This window comes from Bacteroides helcogenes P 36-108 (genome assembly GCF_000186225.1).
GTDB classification, from domain to species: domain Bacteria; phylum Bacteroidota; class Bacteroidia; order Bacteroidales; family Bacteroidaceae; genus Bacteroides; species Bacteroides helcogenes.
Map to the genome: position 1 here is coordinate 1,247,195 of NC_014933.1, position 21,371 is coordinate 1,268,565.

The window sequence follows — 21,371 nt, forward strand, 5'->3', positions numbered from 1 at the left end:
ATTGATACGTTAAATATAGGGCATTATAATGCATGAGACCAAGAAAACCTTTAATTAATTAAAGATGGAATATTCTTTTTATGATTTTTTAAAGCTGCTCGGTTCGTTGGCTTTATTCCTGTATGGTATGAAGATTATGAGTGAGGGGCTTCAAAAATTTGCCGGCGACAGATTGCGGAGAATTCTGACTGCGATGACCACTAATAGGGTGACCGGTGTTTTAACAGGCGTGTTGATTACGGCATTGATTCAGTCTTCCTCAGCCACTACGGTAATGGTCGTAAGTTTTGTCAATGCAGGACTTCTGACACTTTCGCAATCCATTGGCGTCATTATGGGAGCCAATATCGGTACTACTGTTACGGCATGGATTATTTCAGCTTTGGGTTTCAAGGTCGATATAGCGGCTTTTGCACTTCCTCTCCTCGCCTTTGGCATTCCTCTTCTCTTTTCTCAAAAAAGTTCCCGAAAGTCGATAGGTGAATTCATTTTCGGTTTTGCATTCTTGTTTATGGGGCTCTCTTATCTGAAAAACAATGCACCGGATCTAAGCCAGAATCCCGATATGTTGGCTTTTGTGCAGGATTATACCGATATGGGATATGTCTCTATTCTTCTTTTTGTATTGATAGGTACTGTATTAACCATGATTGTGCAGGCTTCTGCGGCAACAATGGCTATCACTCTCATTATGTGTGCCAATGGGTGGATCAGTTTTGAGCTGGGAGCGGCGTTGGTTTTGGGTGAGAACATCGGTACTACCATTACCGCAAATCTTGCCGCATTGACTGGTAATACTCAGGCCAGGAGGGCTGCTTTGGCCCATCTGGTATTCAATGTGTTTGGGGTTTTCTGGGTGTTGTGTCTGTTCATTCCTTTTACGAACGGTGTATCATGGTTTGTTGAAAATGTGATGGGGGCAAATGATCCTGCCGTAGCGGTATCTTTTAAACTTTCTGCATTTCACACCTGTTTCAATATCTGTAATGTGTTGATTTTGATTTGGTTTGTGAAGTTCATAGAAAGGACGGTCTGTGCGATAATTCCGATGAAAGAGCAGGACGAGGAATATCGTCTGCGTTTCATTTCCGGGGGGATGCTTTCCACGGCAGAACTCTCCATCTTGCAGGCGAGCAAGGAGATCCATCTGTTTGCCGAACGTACACGCCGTATGTTTGGCATGGTACAGGATTTGCTGCATACCGAGAAAGATGATGATTTTAATAAGGTGTTCAGCCGTGTGGAGAAATACGAGAATATCAGCGACAGCATGGAACTGGAAATTGCCAATTATTTAAATCAGGTATCCGAGGGGCGTCTGAGTTCTGAAAGTAAGTTGCAGATACGTGCCATGCTGCGTGAAGTAACCGAAATAGAAAGCATTGGTGACAGTTGCTACAACTTGGCACGTACCATCAACCGTAAACGCCAGACCAATCAGGATTTTACGGAAAAGCAATATGAGCATATCCATTTCATGATGAAACTTACGGACGATGCTCTGGCACAAATGATTGTCGTAGTAGAGTGCCCCGAACATCAAAGTATAGATGTGAACAAGTCCTTCAATATTGAAAATGAAATAAATAATTATCGCAACCAACTGAAAAATCAAAATATTCTGGATGTTAACAATAAGGAATATGATTACCAGATGGGTGTATATTACATGGATATCATTGCGGAATGTGAGAAGCTGGGTGACTATGTAGTGAATGTGGTAGAAGCCGGCAGCGATATAAAGGAAAAGAAGATAGCCTGACAAAGATTGGAAATTAAGGATGAGGGATTACTTTCTGCAACAGCATCATAGAAAGCTAATCCCCCATCTTTTTTTTGATTATTCTTCCAACTTCTCGAAATCTTCTTTACCTACTCCGCATAGAGGGCAAGTCCAGTCTTCAGGAATATCTTCAAAAGCAGTTCCCGGGTCAATTCCACTATCGGGGTCACCTTTTTCCGGGTCATAAATGTAGTCGCAAACAGTGCAAATGTATTTTTCCATATTATTTGGTTTTTGTTCTCTTTTAAAAACGAATAAAAGTGGTTTTTTGTTTTGTCTCGAACAAAAAAAAGCTACTTTTGTTCCAATTTATCTTAAATAAACTCTTTTATGCAAATGACTAATGAATTGTTCGGAGCGATAATGCGGAATATTCATGCTTATGTTTTGCTGATTGACCGTGATTTCACCGTGTTCTATACTAATTATTATGATATAACCGGTACGGAGAAGCCCGACAAGCCTAAGAGGGTAGGCGATCTTCTGCGTTGTAGTAATGCCTTGTCCGCCGCGGGTGGTTGCGGTACGCATGAACTTTGTTCGGTTTGTCCTGTGAGACAGGCTATTGAACAAGCCTATTGCGCACGTCGGAATTTTGTTGATCTGGAGGCTGTCTTGAATGTCAAGGGTGCGGATGGCAAGGCTGTGGAATGCGATACCTATGTTTCGGGAGAGTATATGGAGATTGAGGGCCGTGATTGTATGGTGATTACTGTACATGATATAACCCGCTTGAAGCAGGTTGAAGTTGAGTTGAGACAGGCAAGGGAAAAGGCAGAGAATGCCGATCGTTCCAAATCTGTCTTCCTTGCGAATATGAGCCATGAAATCCGGACACCTCTGAATGCGATTGTGGGGTTTTCGGAGCTATTGGCATCTGCTTCGTCAGAGGAAGAAAAGGCACAGTTCCTGGGGATTGTTCAAAATAACAATGAAATGTTGCAGCAGTTGATCGCCGATATTCTGGACTTGTCAAAAATAGAAGCGGGAACACTGGAGTTTGTTTTTTCGGACATAGATATCAATCAACTGATGTCAGACCTTGAACAGCAGTTCCGCATGAGGCTGAAAGAACAGGGATCGGCGGTACAGGTTATCCGTGAAACACCCCCGGAAGGCTGTGTGATGCATATGGACAGGAATCGTCTGGCTCAGGTTATTGCTAATTTCATGACGAATGCCATGAAGTTTACTGACGAAGGAAGCATAACCTTGGGTTACAGGACTAATGAAGATGGCTTTTATTTTTATGTGAAAGACACCGGAAGTGGCATTCCTAAGGAGAAGCTGCCAACTATCTTTGACCGCTTTGTGAAGCTGGAACAGGAAAAGAAAGGCACAGGCTTGGGACTTTCCATCTGTCAGACCATTGTCAGTAAATTAGGTGGTAAGATTGGGGTAGATTCTGAAGTGGGCAAAGGTTCTACATTCTGGTTTACTTTGCCGCGTCTTATTTAAATATATTATTACAGATAGTTGTCCTGTTTTGTTTTTTATATATTATAAAAGTAACCCTTTTCCGGATTTTCAGTAAATCCTCTTTGGATTTTCAGTAAAACTTCGGGGGATTTTTACTAAAAATCCCCCGAAGTTTTACTGAAAATTTTCTCCCCTACCAGAGATAGCCCGTGACGGGATATGAAAGAATAACACCTTGAGAGAATAGGATCGTACATTAAATCTTTACAAATTGTGTAAAGGCCTATAAACGGGAATTTAGCGGACGTGTTTATGATTTCAGGCATGAACACGGATTCGGAATGCTATATTCTGCAAGTTCTGCCGGAATTATAAACTTATGTCCGATTTGTCAGAAAAAGTGGTCTAATTAACCTCTTATTAGGCTGTTGTTGAATGAAATTAATAAATAGTATGTAGTTTTGCACTCTGAATTCTCAACAGGAAGCATGAATAAAACATCTTTGTATAAATTTACTATTGTTGTGCCCATCTACAACGAAGAGGAGAATATTTCGGCTTTGGAAGAAAAGTTAGGTAAGTATCTTTCTCATGCTGCCTGTAAATCTTGCCTTTTGTTTGTCAATGACGGTTCATCCGACCGTAGTTTGGAAGGCATCAAGAAGATGTGCCAACAGAACCCCGATTTCTATTACATTTCCTATTCTCAGAACAAAGGCTTGAGTGCTGCCATTAAGGCAGGTATTGACGAAACGGAATCGAATTATGTGGGTTATATAGATGCTGACTTGCAGACCGATCCGGAAGATTTCAACCTGCTTCTGACTGACATCGAGCAATATACATTGGTGACAGGAATCCGGGCAAATCGCAAAGATTCGGGTTTCAAGAAGTTGCAATCGCGCATTGCCAATGGATTTCGTCGCCGGATGACACACGATGGTATGCAGGATACCGGTTGCCCTCTGAAGGTGATGCATACTGATGCTGCCAAACGCATACCATTCTTCACCGGGATGCACCGCTTTCTTCCCGCTTTGATTCTTCTTCAAGAAGGCGGAAGCGTCAGGCAGGTTCCGGTTCGGCACTATCCTCGCGTGGCAGGAGTTTCCAAATATCATTTGTGGAACCGTTTGGTGTCTCCATTCTTAGATTGCTTTGCTTACCGGTGGATGAAGAAACGATATATCAATTGTAGCGTTGCGGAACGAAATACTGTAGCATAGCTATGAATCAGCAGTGGATAGTTTTTGCCATAGGCTTTACGGCTCAGCTTTTCTTTTCGGCGCGTATATTGGTTCAGTGGTTGATGTCCGAACGGGCACGCAAGGTGCTTTCGCCTTCCTTGTTTTGGACGCTGAGCCTTGCAGGGGCATACTTTCTCTGCCTATACGGATGGCTGCGCCATGATTTTTCCATTGTGTTGGGACAGGTGATTTCCTATTATATTTATGTATGGAATCTGCGTGAAAAGGGAGTTTGGAATCGGTTGCACCGAGTGCTCAAGCTCTTGTTGCTGTTTACTCCGGTAGCAGCTCTCTTGTTTGCAATGCGAGATGCCGGTGCACTGGCAGACAGATTTTTTCATAATGAAGATGTTCCACTCTGGTTGTTGGTAGGCGGTTCGTTAGGGCAAGTCATTTTTACGCTCCGCTTCATTTATCAATGGCATTACTCTTATCGCCGCCACGAATCTGTGTTGCCGGCAGGATTCTGGATAATCAGCCTGACGGGTTCTTCTGCCATCATCGTTTATGGCATGATTCGTTTTGACCCTGTGCTCATCATCGGACAATCTTTCGGATTTGTGGCCTACATACGCAACTTATGTATATTGCATAGCCAAAAGGAGATACCTTCATGAAAAGAAAAGAATACATCATTTGCCTGTTTGTTTTCATAGCTTTGCTGCCTCTATTGGTCTTTAGGGATTTTACGCCATCCAACGAACTCCGCTATCTGAGCATCGCCGACGAGGCTTTGCGGCAGGGAAATCTCTTTGCCTTCACCAACCATGGCGTTCCGTATGCCGACAAGCCTCCTCTCTATCTGTGGATTGTCATGCTGGGCAAGGTCTTGTTCGGAAGTCATCAGATGTGGTTTCTTTCTCTGTTTTCTCTGTTGCCGGCATTTGGGTGTACCTTGTTGATGGACAGGTGGGCGAAAGAGGAAATATCTTCGGGCTATCGTTCTGCCGCCATGCTGATGCTGATGAGTTGCGGGATGTTTTTGGGTACGGCGGTCATTTTGCGCATGGATATGCTGATGTGCTGGTTTATCTTGCTTTCACTTCATACTTTCTATCGGATGTGCCATGATGAGAGTTTTGCGCATAGCCGGGGAAAATGGCTTTTTCCGCTTTATGTATTCTTGGCTCTATTCACCAAAGGGCCGTTGGGATTTCTTATTCCTCTTATCTCTACGTTGGTTTATCTGATGTTTGCCAAGAAGTGGCGGACGCTGGTAATCTATTGGGGCTGGCGCACTTGGTGTTTGTTGCTTGGAGGGTGTCTCCTGTGGTTTGGAATGGTTTACTTTGAAGGCGGAGAAGCTTACCTGCAAAACCTCCTGATACATCAGACCGTGGATAGAGCTGTAAACTCGTTTGCCCATAGTCGGCCTTTCTATTATTATCTTTATTCCATGTGGTATTGCATGATGCCCTGGTCGCTGTTGACGGGCGGAATCATCATTGCTTCCTTGTTTTTCAAGAAGCATTGGCAAAGTTCGTTGAGTCGATTCTTTCTTACGGTAATCGGGTGTACACTGGTCATCTTGTCATTCATCAGCTCGAAGATAGACATCTATCTGATACCTGCCTACCCCTTCATCATTTATTTAGGGGTTATTAGCTTGCAGCGCATGAGGCGGAACGGATGGATGGTTTGTGCGGTGGCAATCCCTGCTCTGGCATTTGTAGCTGTTCTTCCGGTGTTTTGTGTGTTTGCATCTATGCCGGAGTTCAGTTACCTGCGGCATGGATTTTTTTATGCCACTGCCGTGATACTTACGATGACGGGGGTGGCCTCTTTGTATCTTTTGTTTCGTTATCGTGCCATGCCCAAGACATTGCGCCTGATGAGCGTGGGGCTGTTTTTCGCTCTGTTTGTAGGCGGATGGGGTATCCCGCAAATCAACGACCGCTTGGGATATGGAGTTTTGTGCCGCAAGTCGGTTGCTATTGCTGCCCGTCACAGGATAAAAACATTCGGTGTATGGCATCTGTCCCGGCCGGAGAATATGGATGTGTATCTGCATCGCGAGGTTAAGATATTGCCTTCGGACGATGTACTGCCATCCGGTTTGACTGACATGATTTTGATGCTTCCACAAAAGGAAGCGGAGAAAATTGTTCATTGCAAGGAGAAATATCAGGTAGGTGAGAACGCCATTGTTGTGTTATAAACAAATGAAATAGTTAAATGACAACTCATAATCAGTCTCATATTCTTGTTACCGGTGCTGCCGGATTTATTGGTTCACAATTGGTCAACGCCTTGCTGAAGCAGGGCTACAACGTGACGGGCATGGATAATATCAATTCCTATTATGACACTTCATTGAAGTATGCCCGGTTGCTATCTGCCGGTATCGTACAAGAGGAAATACATGACGGAAGGCCTGTAGTCAGTACCATTTTTCCTGCATATCGGTTTATCAAAATTGATCTGGCCGATCGTGTAGCTATGGAACGGTTGTTTGAAAACGAGAACTTTGACATAGTGGTGAATCTCGCCGGTCAGCCCGGGGTCAGGTATTCAATAGAAAATCCATACGCTTATGTAGAGTCCAATATATTGGGCTTTCTTAATGTGCTGGAAGCATGCCGTCACTATGCGGTAAAACATTTGTTATATGCCAGTTCGAGTAGTGTTTATGGCATGGACGATAATGTTCCTTATAGTGAAGACGACAAAACCGACCATCCTGTGAGCCTTTATGCAGCTACCAAAAAGTCGAACGAACTGATGGCATATGCTTATAGCAAACTTTACGGAATTCCTGTCACCGGACTTCGTTTCTTCACTGTCTATGGTCCGTGGGGGCGGCCGGACATGGCTCCCTACCTTTTTATGAAGGCCATTCTTGACGGGAAGTCCATCAAAGTGTTCAACCATGGCAACCTGTCTCGCGATTTTACCTACATAGATGACATTGTAAACGGACTTTTACTACTGATAGAACATCCTTCGGAAGAAGCTATTCCTGCACGGGTATATAATATCGGTCATGCTTCTCCTGTCAAATTGCTTGATTTCATATCTGCCATCGAGTGTGTTACTGGGCACAAGGCGGTCATGCAGATGGAAGATATGCAACCGGGAGATGTCTATTGCACCTGCGCCGATGTGTCTCATCTGCATCACGATTTCGGTTATAGTCCGGAGGTGTCTATGGAGGAAGGAATCGGCTGTTTTTATGATTGGTTCAAAGCGTATCACCATTTACAATGAGTTTGGGAGTGTGCTGGGCAAGCAAAAAATTATCAGGTGATATAACGCCGCAAGGTCTTCTTAAAAAAAAGTAATAACATTGCTTTACCGATATATTTCCGTAATTTTGCGACTCCAAATTAAACCTAAAGACTTGCATGACTGCAATAAAGGATGATTATTATCACGTCGGGCTTACGGATGAAGAAGTGCGCAAGAGTCGCGCCGAACATGGTGTCAATGTGTTGACTCCCCCTAAACGTCCTTCCCTATGGAAGTTGTATCTGGAGAAGTTTGAGGATCCGGTGGTCAGAGTATTACTGTTGGCTGCCTTTTTCTCCCTGATGATTTCCATTATAGAAAATGAGTATGCCGAAACAATTGGCATTATCGCTGCCATTTTGTTGGCTACAGGCATCGGCTTTTTCTTTGAATATGATGCCAGCAAGAAGTTTGACCTGCTGAATGCGGTGAACGAGGAGACTTTGGTGAAAGTGATTCGTAATGGGCATGTGCAGGAAATTCCCCGTAAAGATGTAGTGGTGGGAGACATTGTTGTATTGGAAACGGGTGAGGAGACACCTGCGGACGGCAAGCTTTTGGACGCCATATCTTTACAGGTAAACGAGTCGAACCTGACAGGTGAACCGGTTGTTACGAAGACTGTTGTGGAAGCCGAATTCGATGATGAAGCGACTTATGCCTCAAACCGTATTCTACGTGGTACTACCGTGGTTGACGGACATGGAACCATGTGTGTGGACGCTGTGGGTGATACAACGGAAATTGGAAAAGTGGCACGCCAAAGCACAGAGCAGAACACGGAACCTACCCCCCTGAACATACAGTTAACCAAGTTGGCCAATCTTATCGGAAAGATAGGATTTTCTGTGGCTGCTTTGGCTTTTCTGATCTTTTTTGTCAAGGATGTTGTTCTGATTTATGATTTCTCATCATTCCATACCTTCCGCGACTGGTTGCCGGCTTTGCAGGACACGCTGCGTTACTTTATGATGGCGGTAACGCTGATTGTGGTCGCTGTGCCCGAAGGTCTGCCGATGAGCGTGACTCTCAGCCTGGCACTGAACATGCGCCGTATGCTTTCTACCAATAATCTGGTTCGTAAGATGCATGCCTGCGAAACGATGGGGGCAATTACCGTTATCTGCACGGATAAGACGGGCACGTTGACACAGAATTTGATGCAAGTACATGATTCTGATTTTTATGGATTGAAAAATCGGAGAGAAATAGGAGATGATGACCTCAGTAAGCTGATAATGGAAGGTATAAGCGTTAACTCCACTGCTTTTCTTGAAGAATCTGCTGCTGATGAAAAACCGAAGGGTATGGGCAATCCTACGGAAGTGGCGCTACTTTTGTGGCTGAACGGTCAAGGTAAAGATTACTTGGCCTTGCGCGAAGACGCAAAGGTGATCGACCAGTTGACCTTTTCTACCGAACGTAAGTTTATGGCTACTTTGGTACATTCTCCTCTGATGAAGAAAAAAGTCCTGTACATAAAAGGCGCTCCTGAAATAGTGCTGGGCAAGTGCAAGGACGTTCTTCTTGGGGATAAGCGGGTGGATGCGGTGGAATATCGTTCTACGGTGGAAGCGCGGTTGCTGGACTATCAGAATATGGCAATGCGTACGCTCGGATTTGCTTTTAAGGTTGTGGATGAAGCTGAAGCAGAGGACTGCGTGTCATTGGTTGCCCGGAATGATTTGTCGTTTTTGGGTGTGGTGGCCATCAGTGATCCGATTCGTCCGGATGTGCCTGCCGCGGTGGCCAAATGCAGGTTGGCAGGCATCGGAGTAAAGATAGTAACGGGAGATACACCGGGAACGGCTACGGAAATAGCCCGGCAGATCGGTTTGTGGAAACCGGAAGATACGGAGCGCAACCGGATTACGGGAGCAGCTTTTGCCGACCTGACAGATGAAGAGGCCCTGGAGCGCGTGATGGACTTGAAAATAATGTCGCGTGCACGCCCCACGGATAAGCAACGTCTGGTGCAACTGCTGCAACAGAAAGGCGCGGTGGTAGCCGTGACAGGCGACGGAACCAACGATGCTCCCGCATTGAACCATGCGCAAGTGGGACTCTCGATGGGTACGGGAACTTCCGTGGCAAAAGAGGCGAGTGATATTACTTTGCTGGACGACTCGTTCAACAGTATCGGCACTGCCGTAATGTGGGGACGCTCCCTGTATAAGAATATCCAGCGTTTTATTGTGTTTCAGTTGACAATAAACTTTGTGGCATTGTTCATCGTGTTGATGGGATCTTTGGTGGGTACTGACCTGCCTTTGACTGTCACTCAGATGTTATGGGTGAACCTGATTATGGACACCTTTGCGGCATTGGCATTGGCTTCTATTCCTCCCAGTGAGAGTGTGATGAAAGAGAAGCCTCGTAAGAGTGACGATTTTATCATAACCAAATCCATGAGATATTATATTTTGGGCATGGGCATGCTGTTCCTGATATTGCTGATGGGCATGCTGTTCTGGTTCAATCACGCAGAGGGAGGCATGACCACCCGCCGCCTTACGGTCTTTTTTACATTTTTTGTCATGCTGCAATTCTGGAACCTTTTCAATGCGCGTGTGTTCGGCACGTCGGATTCGGCGTTCAGGGGAATTTCCAAATCTTATGGCATGGAGTTGATTGTATTTGCCATTTTGGGAGGACAGATACTCATCGTGCAGTTCGGTGGAACTGTATTCCGTACAGAACCGCTTGATTTCATGACTTGGATAACGATTATTGCTTCTACCTCTTTTGTCCTATGGGCAGGTGAATTTATACGTCTCCTCCGACGTTTAACGCAGAAATAGAAAGATGAAGAGAAAAGGAATTAAAAACCTTATTATTGATTTTGGCGGTGTCTTGATAGATCTGGACCGCCAACGGTGTATAGAGAATTTTAAAAAACTTGAATTGCCTGATGTAGAAGTGATGCTGGACTTGTATCACCAGCAGGATTTCTTCCGGAAGTATGAGAAGGGATTGATTTCCAGTGCTGAATTCCGCGATGTGATTCGTGGAAAAATAGGCAAGGCAGTAACTGATGCACAGATTGATGAAGCTTGGAACAGTTTTTTGATCGGTATTCCGGAATACAAGTTGGATTTATTGTTGAGGCTGCGTAAGGATTATGTGGTCTATCTGTTGAGCAACACTAATGACATCCACTGGCAATGGTCGTGCCGGAATGCGTTTCCCTACAAGACCTTCCGGGTGGAAGATTATTTTGAGCATATCTACCTTTCTTATGAGATGAGAATGGCTAAACCGGATGCTGAGATTTTTCAGAAAGTGTTGAATGATACCGGTATTTCTCCCGGAGAGACTCTTTTTATCGATGATTCTGAAGACAATTGCCGGACGGCGGAGGCATTGGGAATCTTTACTTATACTCCTAAAGCCGGTGAAGACTGGAGTTTCCTTTTTGAGAAACGGCAATCTGCTGCTCCGGCGGGGTGGCTAAATCATAATCTCTCGTGCGGTTAGTTTGCGAAACGTCAGATATTGTTCTCCGGCCGAGCATAGCTACCATCGGCTTTTTTGATGGGGTGCACCGGGGACATCGCTACTTGATAGAACAGGTATGCGAGGTTGCTGCCATGCGCGGTCTTGCCTCGGCAGTCATTACTTTCCCCATACATCCGCGCCAAGTGATGTGTTCTGATTATCATCCTGCATTATTGACTACCTGTGACGAGAAAATTTCGCTGCTTGCCGAAACCGGGATAGATTATTGCATGATGCTTGATTTTACTCCGGAGGTGGCACGGCTTTCGGCGCGGCAATTTATGGCTGTATTGAAGGAGCGCTATCTGATAGAAGTTTTGGTGATAGGTTATGACCATCGGTTCGGGCACAATCGCAGTGAAGGTTTTGATGACTATGTGCGCTACGGCAAGGAATTGGGCATTGAGGTGCTCCTTGCGCATGCATATTATTATAATAAGGAGAAAACCGGATCAACGGTCAGTTCCTCCCTCATTCGCCATCTGCTGCTGAAAGGAAATGTATCCGCAGCCGCCGAATATTTGGGGTATGGCTTCTTTTTGGGAGGCACGGTGGTGGGCGGCTATCAGGTGGGGCGTAAAATAGGATTTCCTACGGCAAATCTCCGTGTCGATAGTCCTGATAAGATCATTCCTTCCGATGGGGTATATGCCGTTTATGTGTCTTTGGACGGAATGAGATACGGGGGCATGCTGAGTATCGGTTATCGCCCTACTCTTGCCAATGGTACTGACCGTAGCATAGAGGTTAATATCTTCCATTTTGATGCCGATATTTATGACCGTCCAATGCAAGTTTCCTTTGTGCGCTATATGCGTCCGGAACAGAAATTCAATACGGTTGAAGAGCTTATAGCCCGCATCCGCCGGGATGAGGAAGAGATTAATTCCGTGCTTTCCATGAGTACCTCCAGTATCCGGCAAGAGCGATAAGCAGTCAGTTTTGAGGGGCAAGGTCGTGGAGATGAACTGATTGATTCGATGCAGTGGTGAGCCTCTTCCGAAGTCTTGCCACTTTGCTGGCAAAATAAGTATGAATCTATCAGTGGCTTATGTCTTATGACATCTTAGCTTGCAGCCCGGTGCTTCTTGCCGGTATAGTACATTCGCAATATATTTGTTTGGCACAGTTTTCTAATTCCTCTGACGGGTGGTTTTTATATGCATTTATTGTAAAACATCTGTTTTTTATTGTTTTTCGATAAATTTTTTCTGTTTTCCTTTGTAGATTAAAAAATAAGTGTTTCCTTTGCATATCGAAAAACGATAAATGATTATCGAGAAACAAAAATAATGACTTAAAGTAATAGGAGGAAACAGTATGAAAACTTTAGTAATGACAGCAATCTTCGCAATGACAGCAATGGTTAACGCTTTGGCAGGTAACGAGGCCAAGAATTTTGCCTATAACACGGAGACGGATGGTAGCCAGGTGAAAACGCAAACCGTATATAAGTTAAAAGACGGCAAGTTTCTTGAAAACCATCTGAAGTATAGTTTTGAGTACGATGCCCAAGGCCGTGTGGTGAAGAAAGAGGCGTTGAAGTGGAATGAAACAGATTGTACCTATGAACGTTACTTCTGCCTGAACTACAATTACACGGAAGCAGGTGTCGATGTGGTATATGCTTTATGGAACAAGCAGACAAACAGCTATGGTAATGTGAAAGAAAAGGCTGTCTATATGCAGGAAGGTGTCAATGTGAACTATCAAAGTTATCGTTGGAATGAAAAGGAGGGCAGTTGGAATATGTTGGTAGAACACCGCATCGTCAAGGATGAGGATGTACGGCTGATTGCCAATAGATAGGAGAAGTATCATGGGAAGAAAAGGGATGAAAAGAGATTGGATTATGAGAAAAGCATTCATGAGTATAACGCTTTTGGTATTGTCGCTTTCTACATTAATGATGTTGATGGTGGGAGTTGTTGCCACAGCCTGACGAAAAGACAGCGAAAATATGTATCTTTGCACGCTTTTAAAAGAAATGGAACGATGAAGACATCGATTAAATTGGTTTTGATTAACTTTCTGATGCAGATATTGGGAGCGATGCTTGCTGCACCCTTCGGGTTGATATATGGCTATGTCGTTTACGGCCGGTTGGGTGTAGCTGAAGTGCAGCCCATATTCATGGGGCTGGCAATGCTGTTCGGCTTTCTGTTCATGGGGATTTTCTTGTGGCGTGCAGGCTATCTGAAAAACGACGGGCGTCTATATTCGCCCGTATCGGTTCTTTATTTGGCGGTAAGTCTGGTGGCAGGGGCCTCTGCCATCTTCTTGGTGGATTTTGTGATGTCCGGTCTTAGCTTCTTGCCGGATTGGATGCATTCTACCTTTGATGTCCTGCAATCCAATGTTCTGGGATTGCTTTGCATTACATTGCTGGGTCCCATTCTGGAAGAACTCTTGTTTCGTGGTGCTGTCACAAAAGTGCTGCTTCATAAATATAGTCCCTGGACGGCAATCTTACTTTCGGGATTGATTTTCGGAATTTTCCATATTAATCCTGCGCAAGTGGTGGGTGCTTGTCTTTCGGGTTTTCTTTTTGCCTGGCTCTATTATCGGACAGGCAGTCTGATTCCCGGCATTTTGATTCATATTCTGAATAATACGTTGAGTGTTTGCCTCAGTGTGGTTTATCCTGATGTGGAAAATACACATGAACTTTTGGGGGATCCGGCTTATTTGATTTGTTTGCTGGTTGCTATCCTGCTGTTGCTGCTTTCGCTGATGATTCTGAATAAATATAAACTACCTGATACTAATATAACAATAACTGAATTATGAAAAGACGATTGAACATCCTGTGTGTGATTGTGCTGCTGGTGCTGAGCTATTCGGTACTGGAGACGGGATATACTTTTTTTCTTGGGGCCAAGGCAGGTGCGGAGGCCGGAATGGAAATAGAGAAGGATAACTCTGCTCCTGCGGACTATATGAAGCTGATGAATCTGCGAAGCATAGGCCTGACACCGCATGATCTTTCTGTAAAAGGTATTCTTGCCGATTCTGTTTGCAATGACAAGGACGGTTTGTATGTACCCGTATCTTATTCTTCTATGGTAGTCAGTGTGGACACTCATGCTCCCGTTTGGGAAAGGGTAATAAACGTACTGTTGGTATATCTGCATTTAGGTTTGTCTATTTGGGCTGTCGTGCTGTTCATTCGTCTGATTATTTCCATCAATAAGTCCGACATCTTTAACTGGCGTAACGTGCGCCGCTTGCGACGTTTGGGCATAGCTCTGATTCTTGGTTTTTGTTGTGTGTTTATGGGAGCCTATCTTGATCTTGTTACTGTTCGCGAGGCCTTCTCGCTCCGTGGCTACGATTTAAGCATCTCCGAGATGGTGAGTATCACCACCTTGGTGCTTGGGCTTTGCTCGCTGATAGTGGGCGAGGTGTTTGCTATCGGGCTGAAGATGAAAGAGGAGCAGGAGTTGACGATTTAACGGAACAGGAGGAAATTGATTATGAAAGAAATGTCAAAAAGTATAATTCTTTGTTACCTGCTTTCGGCTTTTATAGCCGGATTGTATGGGTATTTTATCTATGCGGAAGGTTCCCGTGTCGTAGATTATGTCTTTCAGAACTTTTCTACGGAGTCAGAGTATAGGCTGGTGGCAGATCTGGACTCAAAAACCGGTTATCATTATACGGATTCATTGACCAATATAAAATCGGGCGAAGTGCTGCCCGTGCGTTATGAAAAGATGAGAACGGGATTCATGGCATTGGATGTTCAGCGGATTCCGCTTTGGGTCAGGGCAGTGGGATGCCTGTCTGGTATGCTGCTTTTTGCCTATGTGGTTTATTCGATAGGGTTGACCCGCAATTTCTTGAGAAATGTCCGTGAACGGCGGGTTTTCACCTTTGAGAATGTGCGTTTGTTGCATAGGCTGGGATTGGTATTGGTCGGTGTCTGGTTTTTTAGTTTCCTGTTTGCCTATATGGATTATTGGGGGACAAGCTCTTTGATTGATTTTGAAAACTACCGTCTGGAGTTTAACGGGATATCCTCCTTGTTATATCTGATGGCGGGTGCTTTCTCGTTGCTGGGTGCGGAGGTGTTCCATATAGGGCTGAAGATGAAAGAGGAGCAGGAGTTGACAATTTAACGAAGAAGAAAACGGATTATGAATAAAATCAGAATATGGGCCTTGTTGGCTTTGCTTGTATTTGTGGGTAGTGTGGTTACAGATATGTTCAGCGGCTTTATGGAAGGTTGGAGTGAAGCAGGCGATCAAAAGAGTTTTCATTCATTGTCTCCTGTTTCGCTTTCGGTGAAGGCGGATGGAACGTTGCCTGCCGATACATTGTTCAGTGCGGCGCAGGGCACACCGATGTTTTACAGTACAAATGAGGTGACGGTACAGGGCTTTCATAGTGCGAAGTGGCGGTGGATGTCCTTTCTGGTGCTTCCCATAGTGTTGTTTGCCCTTTATGGCTTTTATTGTGTGGCGCGATTGGTACTTTCTGTCACGAAAGGGGAGGTGTTTGTGCGTAAGAATGTACGCAGAATGCGCTTTTTTGTCTATTCATTGATTGCTGTAGGTCTTGTATTCGAGTTGCAAGGATGGGGTATTTATCGGGATTTGGCGTCGCAGATTCAACTGGAGGGGTACGAGGTATTACCTTACTCTTTTAAGTACAGTTGGTTTAATTATATGTTGTTGGCGCTTTTCACGGAGATATTTGCCGTTGGAGTGAAGATTAAGCAAGAACAGGACCTGACCATTTAAATGAAAGGAGGAGTGTGATATGAAGAGAAGTGTGAAATATGGTCTGTATTTTTTTGTCGGACTGGTTGCGGTTTTGTTGTTGGCAAGTATTGTCTATTTTCTCATCTTGTTTCCTACCTTTGAGGGTAAGTGGAAGGTCTATATCGTAATGCCGTGGATGTATCTGTGTATATATGGTTATTACCGGTTGACAAAACAATACACTGACTGGTGGTGTGAGTGGGAAAAGAATAGTTGATAAATAGAAAACAATTATATGATAATAGTAAACCTTGACATTATGATGGCCAGAAGAAAGATATCTTTGGGCGAACTGGCGGAGAAGATTGATATTACGCCCGCCAATCTTTCTATTCTTAAAACGGGAAAAGCCAAAGCTATCCGTTTTTCTACGTTAGAGGCAATCTGTAAAGTATTGGATTGCCAGCCGGGTGATATATTGGAATATCAGGAAGGAGAGGAATAAAAAGGAGCGATTACAACGCTCCTTTTTAGAGACAGTCCATGACTGTTATTTCCCTTCCTTTGCCTTGAATGCCAGTGCATACATCCGCATCTGTTTTACCATGGAGAGCAGTCCGTTGCTGCGGGTAGGCGAAAGATGCTCTTTCAAGCCTATCTTCTCGATGAAATAAAGGTCGGTGCTCAATATCTCGTCCGGCGTATGTCCCGAAAGGACTTTGATGAGCAGAGAAATGATGCCTTTCACAATCAGTGCATCGCTTTCTGCCTGGAAAACGATTTTCCCGTTCACGTTATCCGCTTGCAGCCATACGCGGCTCTGGCAACCTTCTATCAGATTTTGTTCCGTCTTGTATTTTTCATCGAGTGGGGCCTGCTCGTTACCCAAGTCAATGAGGAGCTGGTATCGGTCCATCCAATCGTCAAAATCATTAAACTCGGCGATTACTTCATCTTGTACTTCGTTGATGCTCATCTTTAAATTTATTATTTGGCTATTTCAAATTATATTATTTCCGGCTGTTTGTACCGGTCTCTTTCATTTTTCGTTGTAAATCACCTCCAGCACAGTTTGCCCTACTGCATTGAGCGTATTTTTGTCAATGATATCCATGTTGTCATCGTGGGTATGCCAGAAGTCCCCGAAACCGGTATCGGAGTTAGGATCTAAATTGATAATATCCACACATGGAATCTGACGGAGGTTATATACATATATATGGTCGTCGGTCACTTCGGTTCCCTGCTCTTTGATGAAAGTATTGCCAAAACCCAGACGGTGTGCGGTGTCCCATATTTTCTTGACATATTTTCCTGCGGTTCTTTGAGAGAACTGTTCTTTGTAGAAAGTGGCATTCTTGCCGCCTACCATATCAAGCAGAATTCCGAAGCGGGCGTTGTAGCCCTCTACATGTGGCATGCGTCCCCAATATTGCGAACCCAGACACCAAGTATCTTTTTTATATTCTCCTTTGTAGAAAGAAGGGATGCCATAGTCTTCAGCGTCAAAGAAGATGATATCTATGCCGATAGCCGGAGCTTGCTGTTGCAACAGCCGGGCTATTTCAAGCAGTACTCCCACACCGCTGGCTCCGTCGTTTACTCCGAGAATCGGAGTCCTGTGGCTCTTTTCGTCAGTGTCCTGGTCGGCATACGGTCGGCTGTCCCAATGGGAACAAAGGAGAATGCGCCTTTTATTCTCTGGATTGTATGAACCGATAATGTTGCGAGCTTTCAGGATAGTATTGTCGTATGCCACCAAATCTGCCTTCTGGTTATAAACCTTTGCTCCTAATTCTTCCAGTTTATTGGCTAAAAAATTTCCGCACGCCTTGTGGGCAGTCGTGTTGGGTACACGCGGCCCGAAATCAGCTTGAGCCTGTATGTACAGATAAGCGCTGTCGGCATTGAATCGGGGCACATTGACAATGCCTTTTGTTGCATTCTCTTCATTGTCACCGTCAGACTTGCGGCTGTTGTTGCTGCATGACACCATTGCTACGACCAGTAGCAAGAAAAGGGGAATGAATAATGTATAATTCCGTTTCATTGTTTCTTTGTATTAAAACTTAATTTGACTTCTTTTTGGTTTACTTCCAAAGTGACTTTTGCTCCATTGATCAAAGGAACATTCATCGTGACATGTCCTACGGGAAAATTGAAACACACCGGATAGTCGTATTCTTTTAATAGATCAGCCAATGCGCCATACAGATCTTTTCCCAAGGACTTGTTCTCTTCATATTCGGTGAACTGTCCGATAACGAGGCCCGACAACTTTCCAAGTACACCACCCAATTTCAGGTTGTACATCATGCGTTCCACAGCATGTGGACGTTCGCCTATGTCTTCGATGAAAAGGATGGTTCCTTCAGCGGGTATGTCGTATGGGGTTCCGCGCAGCCCGTAAAAGACAGATAGATTGCCGCCACGCAAAACACCCTCTCTCTTTCCTTTATGATTGAGTTTGTGCGCCGGACAGATATAACTGAATGGCTCTTTGCCGGTAAATGCGTCTCCGAACAAGATATCTTTTAAAGCCAGTGTGCAAAAGTCATCCTCCGGTTCTACCGTCAGATGTCGTGCCATGGGAGCATGCAGTGTTGCAAAGTTATTCTGTTGGAATTCGTTGTGCAAGGCTGTGATGTCGCTGAAGCCAATAAGCCATTTGGGATGTTCTTTAAATCTGGTAAAGTCTGACTTGCCCACCAAATGTACAGCCCCATAGCCGCCACGACTGCAAAGTATGGCTTTGGCTTTTTCATCATCCATGGCTTCCTGCAAATCTTCCAGACGTTGTTGGATGCTTCCTGCATAAGTTCCGTGTGCATTGCCGGCATGTTTGGCTATAACAACCTCCAGCCCCCAAGACTTCAGGCGTTTGTCGGCCCCTCTTAAAAAGGACTTATCTATTTTGCCGGAAGGAGAAAGGATAATGATGCGGTCGCCCTCTCTCAAATATGGAGGAAAAATAAGATTACTCATAGACTACCATTTATATTTTCAGCAAAAATACACAATTCACCAAAGATTACACAGACAAACACAGATTTTTAAGAAAGAAGAACCTTTGTGTTAATATGTGGCTATACCTCAAATGTAAAAAACAGAAATATTCCGTACACTGCTAAATCTGTGGCGGACTTGTCAAAATGATATTAAACATATAAAATTTCACCATCTGTTATGCTGCTTTTTTCGGCATTTTTTCAGATATTTGCTGAAAATCTAACGTTATGGAACCGATACGGAACTTTGATCAGTTAACCGATCACCTGAAAACATTGAATAAAAGAAAGCGCATTGCAGTGGTTTGCGCTAATGATCCTAATACGGAATATGCCATTTCCCGTGCATTGGAAGAAGGAATTGCAGAATTCCTGATGATTGGTGATTCTGCCATTCTGGAAAAATATCCGACTCTGAAAAAATATCCCCGGTACGTCAAGACTTTGCATGTGGAAGACCCCGATGAGGCTGCACGCGAAGCGGTCCGTATCGTTCGCGAGGGCGGAGCGGATATTCTGATGAAAGGAATCATTAATACGGATAATTTGCTTCACGCTATTCTGGACAAGGAAAAAGGCTTGTTGCCTAAAGGCAATGTGCTGACCCATCTGGCGGTGATGCAGATACCCACGTATGACAAACTTCTGTTTTTCTCGGATGCGGCCGTCATTCCGCGCCCTACGTTGCAGCAACGCATTGAGATGATTTGGTATGCTATCCGTACCTGCCGTCATTTTGGTATTGAGCAACCTCGCATTGCACTTATCCATTGCACGGAAAAGGTCAATGCTAAATTTCCTCATTCATTGGATTATGTGAATATTGTGGAACTGGCGGAAGCCGGAGAATTTGGTGATGTCATTATTGACGGTCCTCTTGATGTAAAAACGGCTTGTGAGAAAACAAGTGGTGACATTAAGGGAATTGTTTCTCCGATCAACGGAGAAGCGGATGTTTTGATATTTCCTAATATTGAATCGGGAAACGCTTTCTATAAGGCCGTTTCTCTATTTTCTCATGCCGATATGGCGGGATTGCTTCAAGGCCCCGTTTGTCCGGTTGTATTGCCATCGCGTAGCGATTCCGGCTTGTCAAAGTATTATAGTATTGCCATGGCCTGCCTGACCAGTACCGGAAATCTGTAAAACAGACTTTAATCGTCTAATCGTAAAATCGTAAATAATGAAGGTACTTGCTGTCAATCCCGGTTCTACCTCTACAAAAATAGCCGTTTATGAAGATGAGACACCTCATCTACTTCGCAATATACGCCATTCGGTAGAAGAACTGGCTGAATTTCCCCGTATTATCGATCAGTTTGAATTCCGTAAGAATTTGGTGATGGATGAGTTGAAAGCCAATGGCATCCCTTTTGATTTTGATGCCATTGTAGGTCGTGGAGGATTGCTGAAACCTATTCCGGGCGGGGTGTATGAGGTGAATGACGTGATGCTTGATGATATAGCCCACGCCATGAGAAGCCATGCATGTAATTTGGGCTGTCTTATTGCTTCGGAACTTGCAGCTCTCCTTCCTGATTGCCGTGCCTTTATTGCAGATCCCGGAGTGGTGGATGAGTTAGAGGAAATAGCCCGTATCACCGGTTCTCCGCTGATGCCTAAAATTACCATTTGGCACGCTTTGAACCAACGTGCCATAGCTCGGCGTTTTGCTGCTGAACAAGGAACTCGTTATGAAGATCTGGATCTGATAATCTGCCATTTGGGAGGTGGTATTTCTGTAGGGACACATTGTCACGGGCGTGCCATTGATGTGAACAATGCCTTGGATGGTGAAGGCCCTTTTTCACCGGAACGTGCCGGAACCCTTCCTGCCGGTCAGTTGATAGATCTTTGTAATTCCGGCCGTTATACCAAAGACGAACTGAAAAAACGTATCTCCGGGCGTGCCGGATTGACGGCTCATTTGGGTACTACGGATGTTCAGGCCATTGTCAGACGGATTGAAGAAGGTGATACACATGCTGAATTGGTGCTGAATGCTATGATTTATCAGATAGCCAGAAGCGTGGGTGCTGCTGCTACAGTTCTTTATGGCAAGATTGATGCCATTTTGTTGACAGGTGGCATGGCCTATTCCAATTATATTATTTCCCGTTTGGAGGAGCGTGTCTCTTTCCTTGCTCCTGTGTATGTGTATCCAGGAGAGGATGAATTGGAAGCATTGGCTTTGAATGCTTTAGGCGCTTTACGTGGGGAGTTGCCTATACAGGTTTATCAATAACTTTTGCTTCTTGCTGCCCTTATTACGGCAATACTCAGTCATAAAAAAAAACAAGAAAAAGGTCGTGGTAGAAATTTTTTTCTTATATCTTTGTTGCCGTGTTAAGTTAATAAATTGATTAAGGTCGATTTTTGACTGTTTCGGATCGGAAAGTATGGGGGTACTTTCCGATCTTTTTATATAAAAAGCGCCCGGTGGAAAATCAATTCCGCCGGGCGCTTTTGTATTGAATGGAGT

22 protein-coding genes are annotated in these 21,371 nt (G+C 44.4%); 18 read left to right on the forward strand and 4 right to left on the reverse strand.

Annotation, left to right across the window (positions count from 1 at the left end):
* Positions 1 to 64 precede the first annotated feature (64 nt).
* On the forward strand, positions 65 to 1,762 hold the full coding sequence (locus BACHE_RS04805) for a Na/Pi cotransporter family protein (protein WP_013546588.1): 1,698 nt from the start codon (positions 65 to 67) through the stop codon (positions 1,760 to 1,762).
* A 78-nt stretch (positions 1,763 to 1,840) separates the two neighbouring features.
* On the opposite strand, the gene rd is transcribed toward BACHE_RS04805, so the two are convergent.
* Positions 1,841 to 2,005, reverse strand: coding sequence for a rubredoxin (gene rd / locus BACHE_RS04810; protein WP_013546589.1), 165 nt, complete (start codon positions 2,003 to 2,005; stop codon positions 1,841 to 1,843).
* A gap of 108 nt (positions 2,006 to 2,113) precedes the next feature.
* On the opposite strand from rd, the gene BACHE_RS04815 reads away from it, so the two are divergent.
* The 15 genes from BACHE_RS04815 (at position 2,114) to BACHE_RS04885 (ending at position 16,386) form a co-directional block, all read left to right on the forward strand.
* On the forward strand, positions 2,114 to 3,241 hold the full coding sequence (locus tag BACHE_RS04815) for a PAS domain-containing sensor histidine kinase (protein ID WP_013546590.1): 1,128 nt from the start codon (positions 2,114 to 2,116) through the stop codon (positions 3,239 to 3,241).
* 449 nt (positions 3,242 to 3,690) lie between these two features.
* On the forward strand, positions 3,691 to 4,428 hold the full coding sequence (locus BACHE_RS04820; RefSeq protein WP_041579201.1) for a glycosyltransferase family 2 protein: 738 nt from the start codon (positions 3,691 to 3,693) through the stop codon (positions 4,426 to 4,428).
* Positions 4,429 to 4,430: 2 nt separating this feature from the next.
* The gene (locus tag BACHE_RS04825) at positions 4,431 to 5,066 is read left to right on the forward strand and encodes a lipid-A-disaccharide synthase N-terminal domain-containing protein (RefSeq protein ID WP_013546592.1); all 636 of its coding nucleotides are present in this window, start codon (positions 4,431 to 4,433) and stop codon (positions 5,064 to 5,066) included.
* Positions 5,063 to 6,607, forward strand: a complete 1,545-nt coding sequence (locus tag BACHE_RS04830) for an ArnT family glycosyltransferase (RefSeq protein WP_013546593.1) — start codon at positions 5,063 to 5,065, stop codon at positions 6,605 to 6,607. The genes BACHE_RS04825 and BACHE_RS04830 overlap by 4 nt, the downstream gene beginning before the upstream one ends.
* 17 nt (positions 6,608 to 6,624) lie before the next feature.
* Positions 6,625 to 7,656, forward strand: a complete 1,032-nt coding sequence (locus BACHE_RS04835) for an NAD-dependent epimerase/dehydratase family protein (RefSeq protein ID WP_013546594.1) — start codon at positions 6,625 to 6,627, stop codon at positions 7,654 to 7,656.
* A gap of 137 nt (positions 7,657 to 7,793) precedes the next feature.
* The gene (locus BACHE_RS04840) at positions 7,794 to 10,478 is read left to right on the forward strand and encodes a calcium-translocating P-type ATPase, PMCA-type (RefSeq protein WP_013546595.1); all 2,685 of its coding nucleotides are present in this window, start codon (positions 7,794 to 7,796) and stop codon (positions 10,476 to 10,478) included.
* Between the two features lie 4 nt (positions 10,479 to 10,482).
* Positions 10,483 to 11,154 carry an HAD family hydrolase gene (locus tag BACHE_RS04845; RefSeq protein ID WP_013546596.1) on the forward strand — a complete coding sequence of 224 codons (672 nt, stop codon included), beginning with the start codon at positions 10,483 to 10,485 and terminating at the stop codon, positions 11,152 to 11,154.
* On the forward strand, positions 11,145 to 12,107 hold the full coding sequence (gene ribF, locus BACHE_RS04850) for a riboflavin biosynthesis protein RibF (RefSeq protein ID WP_013546597.1): 963 nt from the start codon (positions 11,145 to 11,147) through the stop codon (positions 12,105 to 12,107). Before BACHE_RS04845 ends, ribF begins: the two co-directional genes overlap by 10 nt.
* A gap of 388 nt (positions 12,108 to 12,495) precedes the next feature.
* Entirely contained in the window at positions 12,496 to 12,984 is a 489-nt protein-coding gene (locus BACHE_RS04855; RefSeq protein WP_013546598.1) for a DUF3836 domain-containing protein, read from the forward strand.
* Between the two features lie 186 nt (positions 12,985 to 13,170).
* Positions 13,171 to 13,965, forward strand: coding sequence for a CPBP family intramembrane glutamic endopeptidase (locus tag BACHE_RS04860; RefSeq protein WP_013546599.1), 795 nt, complete (start codon positions 13,171 to 13,173; stop codon positions 13,963 to 13,965).
* Positions 13,962 to 14,630 carry a DUF2975 domain-containing protein gene (locus BACHE_RS04865; protein ID WP_013546600.1) on the forward strand — a complete coding sequence of 223 codons (669 nt, stop codon included), beginning with the start codon at positions 13,962 to 13,964 and terminating at the stop codon, positions 14,628 to 14,630. Before BACHE_RS04860 ends, BACHE_RS04865 begins: the two co-directional genes overlap by 4 nt.
* 21 nt (positions 14,631 to 14,651) lie before the next feature.
* Positions 14,652 to 15,296 carry a DUF2975 domain-containing protein gene (locus BACHE_RS04870; protein WP_041579202.1) on the forward strand — a complete coding sequence of 215 codons (645 nt, stop codon included), beginning with the start codon at positions 14,652 to 14,654 and terminating at the stop codon, positions 15,294 to 15,296.
* Positions 15,297 to 15,314: 18 nt separating this feature from the next.
* A complete protein-coding gene (locus BACHE_RS04875) occupies positions 15,315 to 15,920 on the forward strand; it encodes a DUF2975 domain-containing protein (RefSeq protein WP_013546602.1) in 606 nt (201 codons plus the stop codon).
* A gap of 19 nt (positions 15,921 to 15,939) precedes the next feature.
* Entirely contained in the window at positions 15,940 to 16,158 is a 219-nt protein-coding gene (locus tag BACHE_RS04880) for a hypothetical protein (protein WP_013546603.1), read from the forward strand.
* A gap of 18 nt (positions 16,159 to 16,176) precedes the next feature.
* On the forward strand, positions 16,177 to 16,386 hold the full coding sequence (locus BACHE_RS04885) for a helix-turn-helix domain-containing protein (protein WP_013546604.1): 210 nt from the start codon (positions 16,177 to 16,179) through the stop codon (positions 16,384 to 16,386).
* 45 nt (positions 16,387 to 16,431) lie between these two features.
* On the opposite strand, the gene BACHE_RS04890 is transcribed toward BACHE_RS04885, so the two are convergent.
* The 3 genes from BACHE_RS04890 to BACHE_RS04900 form a co-directional block, all read right to left on the reverse strand.
* Complete coding sequence (locus tag BACHE_RS04890; protein ID WP_013546605.1) at positions 16,432 to 16,857, reverse strand: SufE family protein; 426 nt, start codon at positions 16,855 to 16,857, stop codon at positions 16,432 to 16,434.
* A 63-nt stretch (positions 16,858 to 16,920) separates the two neighbouring features.
* Positions 16,921 to 17,931 carry a M20 family metallopeptidase gene (locus BACHE_RS04895; protein ID WP_013546606.1) on the reverse strand — a complete coding sequence of 337 codons (1,011 nt, stop codon included), beginning with the start codon at positions 17,929 to 17,931 and terminating at the stop codon, positions 16,921 to 16,923.
* Entirely contained in the window at positions 17,928 to 18,866 is a 939-nt protein-coding gene (locus BACHE_RS04900; RefSeq protein ID WP_013546607.1) for a S66 peptidase family protein, read from the reverse strand. Before BACHE_RS04900 ends, BACHE_RS04895 begins: the two co-directional genes overlap by 4 nt.
* Before the next feature lie 251 nt (positions 18,867 to 19,117).
* Here BACHE_RS04900 and BACHE_RS04905 point away from each other — a divergent pair, with 251 nt between their 5' ends.
* On the forward strand, positions 19,118 to 20,035 hold the full coding sequence (locus BACHE_RS04905; protein ID WP_013546608.1) for a phosphate acyltransferase: 918 nt from the start codon (positions 19,118 to 19,120) through the stop codon (positions 20,033 to 20,035).
* A gap of 37 nt (positions 20,036 to 20,072) precedes the next feature.
* Positions 20,073 to 21,134 carry a butyrate kinase gene (gene buk, locus BACHE_RS04910; protein WP_013546609.1) on the forward strand — a complete coding sequence of 354 codons (1,062 nt, stop codon included), beginning with the start codon at positions 20,073 to 20,075 and terminating at the stop codon, positions 21,132 to 21,134.
* Positions 21,135 to 21,371: the final 237 nt, after the last annotated feature.